This window comes from Kocuria sp. KRD140 (assembly GCF_017168375.1).
Classification (GTDB): domain Bacteria; phylum Actinomycetota; class Actinomycetes; order Actinomycetales; family Micrococcaceae; genus Kocuria; species Kocuria marina.
In genome coordinates, this window is the sequence record NZ_JABFAW010000001.1 from 351,061 (window position 1) to 366,837 (window position 15,777).

Below are 15,777 nucleotides of genomic sequence, written 5' to 3' on the forward strand. Positions count from 1 at the left end.
CGGACGACCTGCTCCGAGGTGTGACGCTTCCTGCTGTTCGTCATGATCTGACCAGTCTCACTGCCCGGACCCCCGGGCAACAGGACGACTCACACAACCACCGGACCTACCAAACGGGGTCAGCCCAGGGCTGTCGTGCCCTTCTGCCCACCACTCTTCCGCGCGGGGACCGTTCGCGGCAGTGAGCCCGCGTCATCACCTTGGCCACGGATGTCATCAGCCCACATGACACGTGTCATATCCGGATCACCCGGCCCCTAGGGTGGAGGCATGTCGGCGATCCCTACGTCCGCGCCGGTCCACGGCGCAGAACAGCACGAGCTCGACCTCGCGCGGCAACGCCGGAACATGAGCCTGGTGTGGTGGAGCACCTACCTCACGCTGGTGGGCATCCTGCTCTACGTGTTCTTCCTGAACTTCGCGGCCATCGCGTTCAGGCCATCGGCGGCCGCGTACGTCACGACGGGGATCATCGGCGTGACGAGCCTGCTGTGCTGGGCCGCAGGGCTGTTGCGGATTCGTCGGGGTGTGAGTCGGGCGGCCGTGTTGACTCCCTTCATGGGTGTGGCTGCGATCCTGGGGATTGTGTGCGCCGTTCTCGCGGCGAGCGTCGGCCCCCGAGGGGTTTACGCCGCACTCCCCCTGGCCGTCGTGGTCATGACGGCCGGCCTGCAGCCCGAGCACCGCTGGCGTTGGTTGTTCCTCGTGGCCGCTGCGATCCCGCCCGTGTACCTCTTGGTCTGTTGGGCCATGGGGGTGATGAACCCGACCGCGATGGACGTCGCCATGACCATCCAGTACGCGGGGATCGTCCTGCTCGCCATCCCCTCCTCGTTGTGGGTCTGGGGCGTCATGCTACAGCTGGAGGCCGCTCAGCGCCGTGCCGCGGACCTGGCCATCGCGAACGAGCGGCTGCGCTTCGCGGCGGACCTGCACGACGTCCAGGGGCACCACCTGCAGGTCATCAGCCTCACCACGGATCTCGCGGCCCGCCTGCTCGGCAAACAGCAGTACGACGCCGCCCGCGAGCAGGTCCTCGCGGCTCACGCAGGCGCGCAGGAAGCCCTGCGTGACACACGCTCCCTGGTCCAGGGTTATCGCTCCACCACTCTCCTGGACGAGCTCGAGAACGCGTCCTCCGTTCTCGACGCGGCCGGGATCCACACGGACGTGGACCTGCCCCCGATGCTGCGGACCTGGGCCGGTCGCTCACGACCCTTCCCCGACTCCACCGAGGACGGCCGCGGTGACACCGTCACGAGCAATGTGCTGGGCCTCGTTGTGCGGGAGGGCACGACCAACATCCTGCGGCACTCCCACGCCTCCTCCGCGCGGATCTCGCTGCGTTTGATCTCGTCCACGGGTCGTGACGACGACGCCGCACCCACCGGTCGTGCCGCACGGCGCCGACGCCTGCCGGGCGGGGGCGCTCATCTCGAACTCGTCATCCACAACGACGGCGCGTCCCCGTCCTCGGAATCCACGCCGGACGCCTCCACCGGGAACGGATTGGCGGGGCTGCGTGAACGACTGTCGGCGCTGGGAGGCACGCTCACGTACACCTTCGATCCCGCGCACGCCGGTTTCACCCTGACCGCGCGCGTGCCCATGACACGAGACGACCATGAATGACGAGCGGATCACGATCCTTCTCGCGGACGACGAGCACCTGATCCGCGGGGCCCTTGCTGCCCTGCTGCGCCTCGAGGACGACTTCGATGTGGTGGCCGATGTCGCAGACGGGGCCGAGGCTCTACGGGCGGCTCAGCAGCACTCCCCCACCGTGTGCATCCTGGACCTGGAGATGCCGCCCACGGATGGCGTGGACACGGCGCAGCGCATCGTGAGCTCGGTGGACACCCGCATCCTCATGGTCACGCGCCACGCCCGTCCCGGAGTACTGCGCCGCACCCTATCTGCGGGCGTGTCCGGGTTCCTCCCCAAGTCCACGCCCTCCGAGAAGCTGGCCCAGGTGGTGCGGGACATCGCGGCTGGCAAGCGGTACGTGGATCCGGAAATCGCCGCCAGTGCGCTATCGGGCTCCGCATGTCCTCTGAGTGACCGGGAACTGGACGTGCTGCGTGAATCCGCGCAGCAGGCCACTCTCGCGGACGCGGCTGCGGCCCTGCATCTCGCACCGGGAACCGTTCGGAACTACGTCTCCTCGGCCCTGGCCAAGTTGCGCGTGTCCACCCGTCAGGAGGCCGTGCAGCGGGCATGGGACGAGGGATGGATCTGAGAGTGAGAGAGCGTGACGCTGTCAACTCGCATCGGGGTGCGGCAGAAGAACCCGATCTAGTGGTGGCCCGAATGAACCCATCGCCGCTGGCGCCATGGTGAAGCCCACCGTGGCGTTTACACTGCACGATCGCGGGCTTGTGTGCGTTCCGGTGTGTTAAATGGTGGGAGGCCGCGCCCCCTAAGGGGTGCGGCCTCGACCACTTCTTTCTTTCATGTTAATCCCGGCGGTGTCTTACTCTCCCACACCCTTCCGAGTGCAGTACCATCAGCGCTGTGGGTCTTAGCTACCGGGTTCGGGATGGGACCGGGTACAACCACGACCGCCGGCATTCATCGCTCGGCTACCTCGCACCCGTCGACTACGCTCGGCAATGCACCCATCAATCGGAAACCGACGACTCGCACAGCGACCGGACCGAATGAAGGGGGCGGCCCACCCGGCCCGGCGAATCCGGGTGGTGGAAGGCCGAGGCCCAGACCAGGTCATCTCCAGAACCTTTCGAGAGCCCACAAAGAGTTCCAGGCCGTTACCGCGAAGCACGGGACGAGTACCCGCGCCGAGATGCCAACGAAGAACGTAGTCGTGTTCGTGCCCGTCGTCAGTCGTGACCTGATCATCCACATGGACAGCGGTCCGCGGTGCCTGCGCATCTTCTAGCTGTGCTGTCGAAATGTCACGGATGTGGCAGAAATGATCGGAACGTCTGTTGACACCTTGGACCAGCAGCTCCCCGGTGGGTTCGCTTCCGTGATCAGTGAACTCGATGCCCCCGGGCTCCCGGTCCGCACGGGGTTGGCTGACGCCATCGACGGTGATGACATTATGAGCGAACTGGGAGAACGCGTACTTGGTAAGCGGGTCAGAATAGTCATAGCCGAATGGTCCCGCCTCCCCCAACACCAGGTGACCGTGGGTGTACACCAGCAACGAGAGGTCATCCGCGTGATGGTGGTAGTTCGACCGGTACCCGGACTTGAAGACCAGCCAGTCGGCGTCTTGGACTTCCCATGATGAACGGTGCACCGCATAGCCCCCGTCCGGGAAAACGGCGGTGGTTTCCGACGGCGCAACTCCTCTGGTCCCCTGGTGGACGGCATAGTCGTAGGCCGGTGAGGAGAACGTACTTCTGTGGGACATGTCCCTCACACGGGCCACTTTGGTGTCCCCGAGGGGCGGCAGAAACCCGTTCGGCATGATCATGTGGGTCGCGAAACGTTCAGCACCCTCGTAGATTCCGTGCAAGGATGCGGATGTACCGGGTTCCAGCAGGTCCAGTACCGGAATCAGATCGCGAAGATAGCGGCTGACCATCAAGTGATATCCCGGGCTGTTCTCCACGTGGACGCCATCGCGGGTGAAGCTTGAGGTGAAGTAACGGTGCAGCCTGTCTGCGGCCAAGTGCAGTAGGTCGTCCCTGTGCTGAGGGTCCGTGACTGCCATACCCACGTCCGACGTCACCAGGCGAAGTAGAGCAATGTCCTGGAACATCCCGTGATTGTTGTTACCGGCATAGAACGAGGCAGCCGATAACAGATCGACATGCAGCGTCACCAGCGCTTGCACGGCCGATACGTACTCCTCGGGCACACCACCCGGGAACTCATCCAGCAAGCGCGCCATCTGTAGGCTTCGTTGCGCGGTGGTTTCATCGTGAAAGGCCATGTCTGAGGAACCTGGAACGCCGGTGTTGCAAGTGGCCCAAGAGAGGACCAAGTTCAGCGCATGCTGATGGGCCGTCTCTTTTCCCCCAGGAGTGGCGAGAACGGTGGCATGCCAATCCGCGAAGAACAGGAAGCCATGGAGATAACGTCCGTGGGTCCGAGGCAGCGGGGTCTGCCACACCGTCACCCGAGAGGCGTCGATCCCACCCAGTGTGGGATGCATGATGACCCGCTCATTCAGAAAGCAGCGGGCGCGCTGGCGGGCCGCATCGTTGGCGATCTCAGGCACGAATGAGTCCGTGATGCGCCTGATGACTTCGTAGGTTGCTGGCTCCATGGGCCTTTCCGAAAGATGACCGACGACTCCGTGAACCCGCCGGAAAACTGCTCGATAGCTTACTTGGAATTTTCTACGGTTAGTTCGATCTTGTGTCGCGGTTCGAAAGGCGTGCCAGCAGAGGGAGTTTGCGAGACAACTTTCCATTCTCGCGTGTTCTTGGTTTCTGGGGTGTGTCCCTTGCGGTCTTTCACCGTGTAGGAGACGTCGTTATCCCGCGCGAAGATGATGGCGTCGTACAGGGGTTTGTCATTGAAGTCCGGCAGGGTGTTCGAGGCCGACGTCTGTTCAGCCGGCACGGCGCTCGTCTGACCCGCTGCGGTTTCTCCGGGCTGAGACGAGCCGCAGCCGATCAACGTCAGCGGGAGGATGACAGCCGCAGTTGAGGTCAAGAAAAGGCGCCGGGCAAGGGAACGAGCAGAGCTGTGCGAGATCATGTCCGAGACTTTCTGTGGGGGGCGAAAAGGAATTAAATTGCATGGATAGGCGATTGTCGCCGAATAGCCCGAGGAAGCGAACTTGCGAACCACCCGGGGCGGTTTCCGTATATCGAAAGAGGGGATAGCTTATGCAAGGTTCTACGGGTCATCGTACAGCTGACGTGGGCGTGAAAGGCTTATTGGGGGTTCTTTGCGTGCGCAGTATTTCTCGAAACCGATATTATATCCATCATGGGTATAGCATTCTCTGTGGGGTCATGCCGCTGTCACCGTCCTTACCTTGATCGTCTGCGCGTTGTCACGGGAGAACACGCGGATACGGCAGGACGCCGAATCGTCGGCGTAGAACGTGTGAGACGAGCGCCGGTTGTATGGCGTCCGTTCAATGGCGCCATCGGACCGAATGAGGTAGAACGCGTAGAGAGGCCCGCCACCGCGGACAACCACGCGTACCAGGCCACGGTCCGTGCGGGACACCGTGACCGCCATCCCGGTGTTGTCCTGGGCGTGTTCGACGACTGAAACCGTATGATCCCGTGCCAGTAGCGCGGACGGGATCACGTCTTCGACCCGTCCGTGCAATGCAACGTGCGTCATGCGGGAGCCGAGCACGTCAACCGCCGCCTCGTCCCACGGGCCGATCAGAGTCGGGAAGAAACACGAGGGTCCCTGCCCGGTGACGGCCAGCTGCTCCACGGGTGAAGCCCTCCGCCATCCCGTGGACGTCCAGCCCGCCAGGGGGTTCTCTTCCCCGCGGCGGACCTCCGTCGGACCGCCGTTCAAGGTGCTCACGTGGATGCTCTTCTTCTCGCGGCGAAGGATGAAACCCGTGCGGAGACGCTGGGCCTCTACGTCGCGACCACAATTCCAGCACTGTTCCACGACGGTGGATTCCGGGGTTTCCACGGAGTCGAGGACGAGGAGTTGACGCCGGGCCTTGAGGTAGATGAGTCGCCGAAGGATTCCGACGTCGTCGTACCCGGGATCGCTGAACGTCAGGTCCACGTGGTCACCGGTTTCCGAGTGGCCGATTAAGGAGACCTCGGTGTCCCTCCGGTACGTCTTTCCGGGCACGACGACGGCATTGTGACTTTCCCGGCCCACGACGTAGTCCCGCATGGGACTCTTTCCGTAGTAGTACTTGCCCGAGTCATCGAGCCATTGCACCCCATCGGTAGCAAAAGTCACCGAACCACCGTCGCGGTGACCGTGGACCTTGTCCTGCCGGCCCCATACCGCCGTGACGAATGTTTCATCCTGGTAGGGGCGATCTTCTCCCCAACCACTACGCAGGAATGCATAGCCGGCGTCGTAAATGGCGGTGGTCGAATCGGGCTTAATTCCCTCTCGCCCTTGAGTGACCACGAAACGAGTGAGCGGGTGGTTGATCCTGCGGGGATTGCCACCGTCGGTGTCCCCGATCCGGGCAAACCGTCCCAGCGGACTCGTCGCGTGGGCCAACAGCTGCGGTGCCAGGTCGAGTCGATGCGAGAGTTCCGGGCGGGGAATCCCCTCCAGATCCAGGCGTCTCAGAGCATCGTTCCACCACTCGTAGTTTTGCAGGTGGTAGCCGAGAGAACCCTCTTCATTCGCGCCCTGTTCGTCGTAGGCCGCCGCGAGCTGGTCGAAGAGCCGCTCGAGCGCGAGTTCGGTCACCTCAGGATCTTCCAATACCACGCCCAGTACGAACAGCCCCACATGTTGGTGGAATCCGTGATTACCCCGTTTGAGATGGGAGGGTTCGGACAGCCAGGCCACATGGTCGTGGAGAGAGCTCAGGAGCCACTCCTGCTCCCCCACCACCGTGAGACCGTGACATAGTTCCATGGCTCGAATCCCGTCGCTCATGTCAATCCACGACCACCGCGTCTGTCCCGCGCCGGGTGGGTTGGCGGCGATCCACGAATGCGCCAAGAATTCCCACCGTTGCGCCGCCTCGACATCTCCGCGGTTGGCGGCGCGCCGCAGCGGGTCCAGCCACCGCAGCATGTGGTACTGGAACTGCCAGTTGTTGTCCTGAAAAGGGTTTTCCCGCCAGGTGGGTTCTTCCGGGAGCGACCACGCTTTGTGCGGCGCCATGGTGAGACGGCCCGCCTTGAGATCGTTGACCTTGGCGTCCTCATCGGCTGATGGACGGAAGTGGGTGCCCAGCGCCTGTCGCCGAGCCGCGTCGAGGTTCACCATGCGGGTCAGTTCTCCGCGCCGACGAGGACATCCGCGGGCGCGAGTTGCTCCTCCGCGGGCCGGGGCACAACGCGCAGTGGCGACGCCGGCTCCTGCGGGTCGTCGTGTGTGAGTTCAACCTCGTAGAGCGCGCACAATTCGTCCAGCAACGCGCGACACTCGGCCTTCTGCTCCGCGGGCACGAAACGGTTGAACTTGTTCACGAGCCACCCGTCGAAGAATGCGTCCACCCGGGTATGGCAATAGGCGTCGTACAGCCCCTCCCGTCGGAGCCACTCCACCCGGTAGTGCTCCAGGGGTAGGTATTTGCGGAACAGGCTCGGCCCCACCGTGTTGATCATCGAGTTGGACACGGCCCCGTAATAGACGTGGATGGGCAGGCGGACCGTAGCGATCCGCCTGGCCCCGTGGAGCATCTGCTGGAACGCCAGGGAATCCTGGCCCAGGGCACCCACCGGTTGATGCAGACCGATGGCGCGCAACCATTGCGTGTTCGCCACGAGTGCCTGGATGCTCATGGGCTGGAAGTTGATCCGCTGCAGGGCGTCCTCCGGGACCATCAGACCGCCCGTGGGATCCTCCGGTAGGTTCTTCGTCAGGATCTTGACGTTCGGGACGTGCCGGCGGTACGAGGAGAGCTTGATCATGTCCCCGATCGCGAATTGCACCCCTAGCTCGCGGACGGTCTCCAGCAACACGCGGAACCCATCGTTGAGCGCTTCGTTGTCCGGGTCCAAGTACGTGATGTAGGGCGCCGTCGCGAGTTTCAGTCCCTCGTTTCGCGGCCGGGACGCGCTGCCCGATCCGCCTGTCTCGAAGAAGTGGGCGCGCACGTTGTCGTACCGCGCCGCGAGTTCGCGCACCGCGAGCACCGTGTCGTGATCGGTGGAGCCGTCGTCGATGAGCAGGATCTCCATGTCCCTGAAGATCGTGGAGCGTTCCAGGGAGCGGAAGCACTTGGAGACCAGGTGTTTGCCGTTGTTGAACACCGGGACCACCACGGTCAACTGTGGGGCGTCGGTGAGCGTGACCTCGATGCGCTCGCCAACCCGGGGCCCCGCGCCGAACGGCGCGGTGCTGTAGGCCCGCCCCTCGACCCGCCCGGAGTCGAGCCACGTCTGCAGCACCGGGGTGTCCGCCTGGACGCGGAGGCCGCTGCGAGCACTGCTGCGAACCCGGCCCGTGAGCTCGTGATCGTCGAGGCTCGTGATCCCGCCGTTCGTCTCGAAGCCGTTCTTCGTGGCCACGTCCACGTCCGCGTACCTGAATACGTTGAGCAGGTCGCGCACGTGGCCGCTCGCGTAGTCATGATCGGCGGACACGGGCACGACGACGTCGAAGTCATCCCGGCGCTGCGCCAACTCGCCCCGAGTGAGGACGCTCACGAGTGCTGTCTGCGTGTCGGCGATCTCACGCGCGTGGTCGATCGTGGTGTCACCGTCCGGAACGACCGCCACTCGTTCGTGCAAGGACGCGACGGGGGCACCCACGGCGGAGAGCATGTCCGACATGCGCTGCCACGCCGTGTCGTGTTCCCACACGCGCCGCAAACCGTCGGACTGTGCGCGGTAGAGCCGCTCCCCCGTCATGCCGTCCAGGATGAGGGGTACCTCCCGCGGCCGGTCGATCAGCTGGACCTCGGGGTAACGATCGTTGACGGCGAGCGAGTAGTTGGAGAGAACGAACGCGCCCATCGCCTGCAGCTCCACCACTCGGTTGGCGTACATGGTCCCGGAATTGGTGACCGAGTTGAGGTTGAGATGGACGTCTACGCTGCGTTGGACCTTCATGAGTTCACGGTGGCCCAGCCCTGGGCCCACGTGGTCCACGAACTCCCGGGGGTAGAAGTACTTGGGATCGCCCAGGGAGGAGTTCCGATCCACGATCAACAGATCCCGTCCGGCATCCAGGACGCCCGAGAACAGGAACCGCGCCGCCGATTGTCTGGCGGGGTACTTGTGAGAGAGCCAGGACCCGGCGAACAAGACTTCGGAGTGGCGTACCCGCCGGGATCCTACGGGCGTGTGCAGTAGGGGGTTGACACCGAAGGTCAGGGGGCGGATGTCCCCCACCTCGGGGCAATCCGCGGCGTAGCTCGGGATCATTTCCTGTGCGGACGTGAAGATCACGTCCGCTTCCTGGGCGAGGGGACGGAACCGGGCGTAGTTGGGCGGGTCTTCCTTGGAGTAGAAGATCACGGGCACATCGCGTGCGCGGAAGGCCGGGATGACCTCGGAGCGCACGAGCCCCGCGGACGCCGTGGTGCCGTGCCAGTCCTCGAACCGGCCCCGCCACGTGGATGTCAGGATGAGCACATCGCTGGTGCGAGCCACGTCCCGGAAGTTCTCCGGTGTCACGTACGTGATGTTCGCCGTGCCCTCGTACGTCTCGTACAGGAACGTATCCGCGATCATGGCCACCCGGGCCGGGTGCGGGGTCAAGACACGGGTACCGGTGTGATCGGGCAGCCCCGCCACGGATTCCACGAGGTCGCGGACCTGCTCGGCTCGCCCGTTGTGTGACAACCACTCGGGATACTGCTCCTGCGCGATCACCGGGTTCAACCGGTCCGTGCGGTTACGGCGCGCGTAGTCCTTGAACGCCCGGGAGTGGAACCAGTGCTGGTCCGTTGCAGCCGTGGCTTCCCTCAGCTGTAGTTCCTTGATCCGCGTTCGAACCTTCGCACGCCGTCGCTTCACCTGGTCCATGTTCATCGCCATGACCGCACCGCCTTCCGCAGCTTCCACACGCGTCGTTGCAACCTGAAGGTACGCGAGGCCCTAGTGCGCTCCCACTGTTCGCGGGCAGTGTCCCGCTCCTCACGCGTTTTACGGAGTTCGGACTCCAACCACCACACCTTCTTCAGGTAGGTCCGTTCCTGCGTCTTCAGTTGCTCGTCCCGGGACTCGAGGTTCTGGAAGAACCGGATCTCCTTCTCGTAACTGGCCACCAGTTCCTCGCTCAGTCGGCGAATTTCCTGCGCTTGTTGGGCCAGAAGGTCACTGAGGACATCGACCGCGTCGGCGTGGTCGGCGGCGGCGCCCACTGGGGTCGGGTGCGCATTCATGATCGTGGGCCTCCGATGGGGGCTAGGGCGCGGTCCAACTGCTCATGGACGGCGGCGGCGTCGAACGTGGATGTCGTGAAGTCGTGTGCGTTGTGGCTGAACGAACGGCGCGTCTCCGGGTCTCGCGAGAGATCCAGGATGCGTTGCGCCATCTCGTGGACGGACGAGACCAGCCATTCCCTGGGATAGATGAGATCCGCACCGGGCCAGTCCAGGGACACGGGAACACCACCGGATGCTGCGACATCCGGGAGGGTCAGGTGGAATGACTCGTGGTCGCTCACCGAGATGCCGTATCCCACACCCCGGTACCACTCGGCCATGTCGTTGCCGTGCGGGTCGAAGCGGATGACCTCCCGGCCGGCGCGTTGATTGAGCTCGTCGACGCGGCGGTAGCACGCCCGGTACCACTCGAGTTCCTCGGGTCGCTTGTGCATCCACTCGTAGTCCTCGGGACGCTTACCCTTGACCCGCAACGAGAACTCGGGATCCACGGCCACGAGCTGCTCCATGAGATCCACGGCGCGGTCGAGCCGTTTCAACTGAGGGACGATCCCCACGAACCCCACGGTCTTCAGCGCGCTCTCGTGCTTGTCACGGGCCAGGTCCGCCGTGCGGACCACGTTGGGGATCACCGTGCACGTGGCGCGGGGAAGCCCGTGACTCGTGATCGCGGCCTCGCGCATGAGATCACTCACGAACACGTACTGGGACACCTGCTCGTGCCGGATCCGGCGCAGGTAGGGCCCGCGCAATTCCTGCGCGTGAACCCGCACGATCAGCCGCTGGTGGTCGTTCACGTGTTCCGAGTACCAGATCGCATTGCCCAGACCCCATTCGCAGAACACCACGTCCGCTTCCGCGAGCAACTCCGCGGAGCGCTGTTCATCGTGATGCGCGTGGTTGTCCCACTGATCCACCAGCACTCGTGCCCCTGCGGCACGAAGGTGATTCAGCCACGAGGAGATGAACTTCAGGTCGTGTCCCGCCACAAGGATCGTGCCGGCCCGCTCCACCGCACTCTCACCGGATGGGGTGGCCACGAGCTGACGCGTGGGCTCGTCCGATGGCGGAAGCGTCACCGTGAGGGTGGCGGCCGAGTCCACGGCACGGAACGACGTGTCCGGGTCTTTCACGAGGGTCGCCCGAAGCATTCCCCAGGCATCGTGCGTGTTCGTACCGGCAACCGCGAACACTCGAGCATCCTCGTCCGCCCCGCGCGAGTGCGCAACGATCTTGTCCCAGTGCCCCCAGCGCGTGGTCTGCAGCAGGTCCTCCGCCCATGTCCGTGCAGGGTCCTCGGGCGGGTACGCCCAGAACTCGACGTCGTGGGGATAGGGTTCGCGATAGCCGAGCACGCGTACGCCGTGCGCCTCGAGCGCGGCGCGGGCAGCGGCGTCGTCGTCCGTCAACCGCACCGTGCTGGGCAGGACGGATTGACGCAGGATCCCCGGGACCTGTTCGGGGCGCGCGGTGAGACCCCACCGTGGCAGCGAGAACGCCTCGATCGGTAGACCCGCGGTACGTGCGAGGATCACCAGGGCTGTGTCCACCGTGTGCGCGCGCAAGACCGTGCGCAGCTGCAGCCACACCTCGCGCAACCGCTCTTCCGGATCGGCGCTCCATGCCCCCAGAAGAGCCTTGGCGTATGCCGCGTTGTTGGTGCAGGGAATGCCACCGTCGAACGTCTCGGTGATGCCCCGCGCCCAGCTCGAGAGGACCGCTCCCCCACACGCCGCGATCTCCACGACCCGGCGGGAGAACATGGTGGGTGAGTACGGGGCGGAATTGACGTTGAGGCTGGCCACGTGCGCGCGGTAGCTGTCGATCACCTCGTCGTAGGGCAATGCCCCCCGCACCCATTGCCTGAACTCGGGTGGGAATCGGTACGGTGAGTCCGGGATGGCCAATTGCCGGTCGTAAATGGCCAGCCCGTACGGCTTGGCCGTGCCGAGCAATTGCTCGAGCTGCTGGGAGCGCTCGGGGTATCGCTGCCCGTAGTAGGTCCCGGCATAGGCAATGGTGTCCTCCGGCGCCCGTGCACCCGGGAGGGGGTTGTGGATCGCGGGTTGGGCATAGAAGGGTAGGGAAGAGGACGTAACGGCGCGACCGCCGCTCAGGAAACGCGCTGCGTGAAGATACTCCGGGATCATGTCCGCGTCCGTGGTGAACACGTGATCGCACAGCGCCCCGGTCCTGCGGAACCGGTTGATGTGCACCGGATCCTCTTTGTTCCAGAACACGGTGGGAATCCCGGCGTGGCGGCACCGCGCCAGGAGGTCCCGCAGCTGCATGTGCTCCTCGTCCGAGTAGTACCCCACCCTGTGATGCCACGCACCGCCGTTGCCCGACCACGCCGATTCGACGAACACCAGGTCCAGGTTCTCGCCGGCCAGTTGCTCGGCGTAATCGGCCGGGCCGAGCGGGATGATCGTGGCCGAGCGGCGCAGGGTCTCCGTGGTGAACTCGTCCGCGATCAGACCGATCCGCAGATCCTTGAGGGACCGGCCACCGTGTGCCAGGGCGTCGTGGTCCGCCGTGGCCTGGGCATAGACCCGGCGGACCACCGGGCCGAGGTTCCTCCACTGCCGCTCGTCCACGGCCCACAGACGGCCGGCTTGCCCCTGCGACACGCGCAGTTCAGGATCCTCGATGAGCTTCTGCAGCGCGTTCGCGAGGGACTTGGGGTTCCCGGCTCGGCTCAGCAGACCGCGCGGCCCGGCGCTCTCTCCCTCCACGGCACCCACGAGTGCACGGTGCGGTGAGACGTCCGAGAGCACCACCGGTTTGGCTGCGCTGAACGCCTCGAGTGGCTTGAGCGGCGAAACCATCTCCGTCACGGGCAAGCTGGTGCGGGGGCACGCCACGATGTCCACGCAGCTCATGAACCGGGCGATCTCACTCGCGGGCCGCCGGCCCACGAATTTCACTCGCGACTGCAGCTTATTGCGGACCTGATAACTCTTCAGGTCGGGGTACACCCCACCGGAGCCGGCGATCACCACCTGGAAGTCCACCTTGCGCCCGCGCAGGATGTTGGCCGCTTGCAGCAGCGTGTCCAGACCCTCGTAGGCCACGAGCGAGCCCGCAAACCCGATCACGGGCACATCCGTGCGGATCCCGCGTTTCGCGGCGTAGCCGGTGTCCCGGGGCAGCGGCAGGAATTCATCCGTGTTCACACCATTGGGCAGCAGCGTGATCTTGTTCTCGGACACCCCACGGCGCACGAGCTCGTCCGCGACCTCTTGCGTGATGGCCAGCACGGCATCCGCCTCACGAGCGACCAGGGTCTCCATGGCTGCCTGGTTCACATACCGCTGCGTCTCGTCCCATCCCGGTTTCAGAGAGGCCTCCGTGACCTCCCACAAACCCCTCACCTCGTAGACGAACGGCACACCGAGCCGCCGGGCGGCGGCCAGCGCCGGAAGCGCGTTGAGATAGTTCGACGCCGCATGGATCACGGACGGGCGCAGCAACCGGGCCTGCCGCACCACGGCATCGGCCGCGACATTGACGTAGACGTCCGGCGCGAGGTGGTTGATGTTGCCTTCCGGCACGTGCACCCAGTCCACGCCGTTGCGCGTTTCCACGTGGCGCCGCTTGCGAGGCTTGACGCGCGCGGTCGAGATGTCCCACGGATAGCCCGAGCGCCCCATCACGGTCACGTCAGCGCCGGCGGCCTTCAGCCCGGCCACCACTCCCTCGGTGCGCACGCTGTACCCGTTCGAATGGAAGATCGGCGTGGAGTACGCGCAGTACAGGACGCGTTGCCGCTCGGGCAGGTACGCCGCACCGCGGGAGCGCGGGGGCACGAGTCGCGCCGCAGTGCGGTCCAATGCCACGGTGCCCAGGATGCGGTCGGTCAAGTAGCGCTGTTTCTCGGTGAGATCCGGCAGCAGGCCGCGGTGGCGGTCGACCAGTTCCGCCGCACGTGTGATGTCCCCTTCGCGATACCACAGCCGGTTGAGGGCAGCGGACAAGTGCGCCGCGATGGGCTCGGCCTCCAGGGTGGCCAGGACGTCCTCGAGGGAGGGCTCGACCTCTGCGGTCGGTTCGGTACCGGCCGACGACGCGTGGGGCGTCTGGTACGACGGGCCGGTGGCCGCGGCGTCGTCGTGAACCCGGGTTGCTGGGCTCGTGGCGGCCGCCGACGTACCGTCCTCGACCGGGGCCCCGGTTCCGTCGCCGGCGGGTTCCGCGGCAGACTCCGATGCCCGTTCCTCCGTAGTCGTCGACGAGGCGGCCAATGTGCGGTTCTGCGCGGTGAGCTTCTCGATCCGAGACCGGGCCGTGGCGGCCGCGGCCTCCAAGGACCGGATCCTGCGTTGTGCTGCTTCCAGCTGATCGAACGTGCCACGCGGATCCCGGGCGACCTGGCGGTACACCAGTTCCCGCAACCGGGCCGGATCGCGGCGTTCGTCTGGATGCATGGGGGTGCTCCTGGGGGATACGGCGCGCCGGGGGTGCGCGCGAGAAGACGATGCGGGGGCGGCGGGGACGGTGCTCCCACCGCCCCCGCCTCAGTGACTCAGCGCCACAGACCCTTGGTGTCCACCACGGCCTTGCCCTTCAGAGCGGTGGCCGGCAGGGTCTTGAACTCGTCGTGGTCCACGAGCAGCAGGATCACGTCCGCGCGCTCGATCGCGTCCTGGTAGTCCGCGAACTCCACATTCGCCAGGCCTTGCAGAGCCTTCGGCAGCTCGGAGACATTCGGCTCCACGGCCAGGACCGTCGCGTGGCTCACGTGCTCCGCGAGTTCCTTGGTGATGTTCATGGCCGGCGATTCACGCAGGTCGTCGATGTTGGCCTTGAACGCGAGGCCCAGGGCTGCGATCACCGGGGACTCCACGTGGGAGCAGGCTTCCTCCACCTTGGAGATGACCCACTGGGGCTTGCGGTCGTTGACCTCACGCGCGGTGCGGATGAGGTTCGAGTTCTCCCGGTCCGCGGCCACGATGAACCACGGGTCCACCGCGATGCAGTGCCCGCCCACGCCGGGGCCCGGCTGCAAGATGTTCACGCGCGGGTGGTGGTTGGCCAGCTCGATGAGCTCCCACACATCGATGCCCAACGTGTCCGCGATCAGGGACAGCTCGTTGGCGAACGCGATGTTCACGTCCCGGAACGAGTTCTCCGTGAGCTTTGACAACTCTGCCGTGACGTCGTCTGTGGCGAGCAGTTCACCCTGACAGAAGGACGCGTAGACCTCCTTGGCGCGGCGCGCGGCCTCGGGGGTGCTGCCGCCGATGATGCGGTCGTTGCTGATCAGTTCCTCGAGTGCTTTGCCCGGCAGGATGCGCTCGGGGCAGTACGCGAAGTACACCACGGGCTTGCCGTCCTCGCCGTCCAGGGACAGGTCCGGCCGCAGCTCCATGATCTTACGGGCGAGCGTCTGGGTGGTGCGCGGCGGGGAGGTGGATTCGAGGATCACGGTCTCGTCCCCGCGCAGCTGCGGGGCGATGGATTCCGCGGCGGAGAGGATGTAGGACAGGTCGCCCTCGTAGTTCTCCTTGAACGGGGTGGGCACCGCGATCACGAACGCGTCACCGTGCTGCATCTCGGTCGTCGCGGTGAGCTGGCCGCTGTCGATCGCCTTCTTGAGCTGCTCCTCGAGCCCCGGCTCCACGATCGTGACCTCGCCGCGCTGGATCCGCTCCACCGCGGAGGCGTTCACGTCCACGCCGTGGACCCGCGCCCCGTGATTCGCCATGACTACGGCGGTGGGTAACCCGATGTACCCCAGCCCCACGAACACGACTTCCAACGGCTCACTCATTGACGCACCTCACCACGCGTTTGCTGGTTCGTTCCGATTGACCGGAACTTCCATTCATTTTCAACGTAAA

General features: G+C 65.2%; 8 protein-coding genes, 1 rRNA gene and 1 pseudogene. 2 read left to right on the plus strand and 8 right to left on the minus strand.

Annotated elements, in window-relative coordinates:
* Window positions 1–270: 270 nt before the first annotated feature.
* Window positions 271–1,632: a histidine kinase gene (locus tag J1M36_RS01550; protein ID WP_206478481.1), complete on the plus strand. Its 1,362-nt coding sequence runs from the start codon at window positions 271–273 to the stop codon at window positions 1,630–1,632.
* On the plus strand, window positions 1,625–2,239 hold the full coding sequence (locus tag J1M36_RS01555) for a response regulator transcription factor (protein ID WP_206478483.1): 615 nt from the start codon (window positions 1,625–1,627) through the stop codon (window positions 2,237–2,239). Before J1M36_RS01550 ends, J1M36_RS01555 begins: the two co-directional genes overlap by 8 nt.
* A 221-nt stretch (window positions 2,240–2,460) precedes the next feature.
* Here J1M36_RS01555 and rrf read toward each other — a convergent pair.
* The 8 genes and pseudogenes from rrf to wecC form a co-directional block, all read right to left on the minus strand.
* Window positions 2,461–2,569 (minus strand): 5S ribosomal RNA (rrf, locus tag J1M36_RS01560).
* 246 nt (window positions 2,570–2,815) lie between these two features.
* Window positions 2,816–4,387 (minus strand): annotated as a pseudogene (locus J1M36_RS13140) (heparinase II/III family protein); the annotation flags it as partial.
* On the minus strand, window positions 4,300–4,677 hold the full coding sequence (locus J1M36_RS01575) for a PASTA domain-containing protein (protein ID WP_131332925.1): 378 nt from the start codon (window positions 4,675–4,677) through the stop codon (window positions 4,300–4,302). The gene J1M36_RS01575 and the pseudogene J1M36_RS13140, both read right to left, overlap by 88 nt.
* Before the next feature lie 258 nt (window positions 4,678–4,935).
* A complete protein-coding gene (locus J1M36_RS01580; protein WP_206478489.1) occupies window positions 4,936–6,864 on the minus strand; it encodes a heparinase II/III family protein in 1,929 nt (642 codons plus the stop codon).
* Between the two features lie 5 nt (window positions 6,865–6,869).
* Window positions 6,870–9,584 carry a glycosyltransferase gene (locus J1M36_RS01585; protein WP_241246688.1) on the minus strand — a complete coding sequence of 905 codons (2,715 nt, stop codon included), beginning with the start codon at window positions 9,582–9,584 and terminating at the stop codon, window positions 6,870–6,872.
* Complete coding sequence (locus J1M36_RS01590; RefSeq protein WP_131332923.1) at window positions 9,575–9,931, minus strand: hypothetical protein; 357 nt, start codon at window positions 9,929–9,931, stop codon at window positions 9,575–9,577. Before J1M36_RS01590 ends, J1M36_RS01585 begins: the two co-directional genes overlap by 10 nt.
* Entirely contained in the window at window positions 9,928–14,361 is a 4,434-nt protein-coding gene (locus J1M36_RS01595) for a glycosyltransferase (protein ID WP_206478492.1), read from the minus strand. Before J1M36_RS01595 ends, J1M36_RS01590 begins: the two co-directional genes overlap by 4 nt.
* 98 nt (window positions 14,362–14,459) lie before the next feature.
* Window positions 14,460–15,707, minus strand: a complete 1,248-nt coding sequence (wecC, locus tag J1M36_RS01600) for a UDP-N-acetyl-D-mannosamine dehydrogenase (RefSeq protein WP_206478494.1) — start codon at window positions 15,705–15,707, stop codon at window positions 14,460–14,462.
* Window positions 15,708–15,777: the final 70 nt, after the last annotated feature.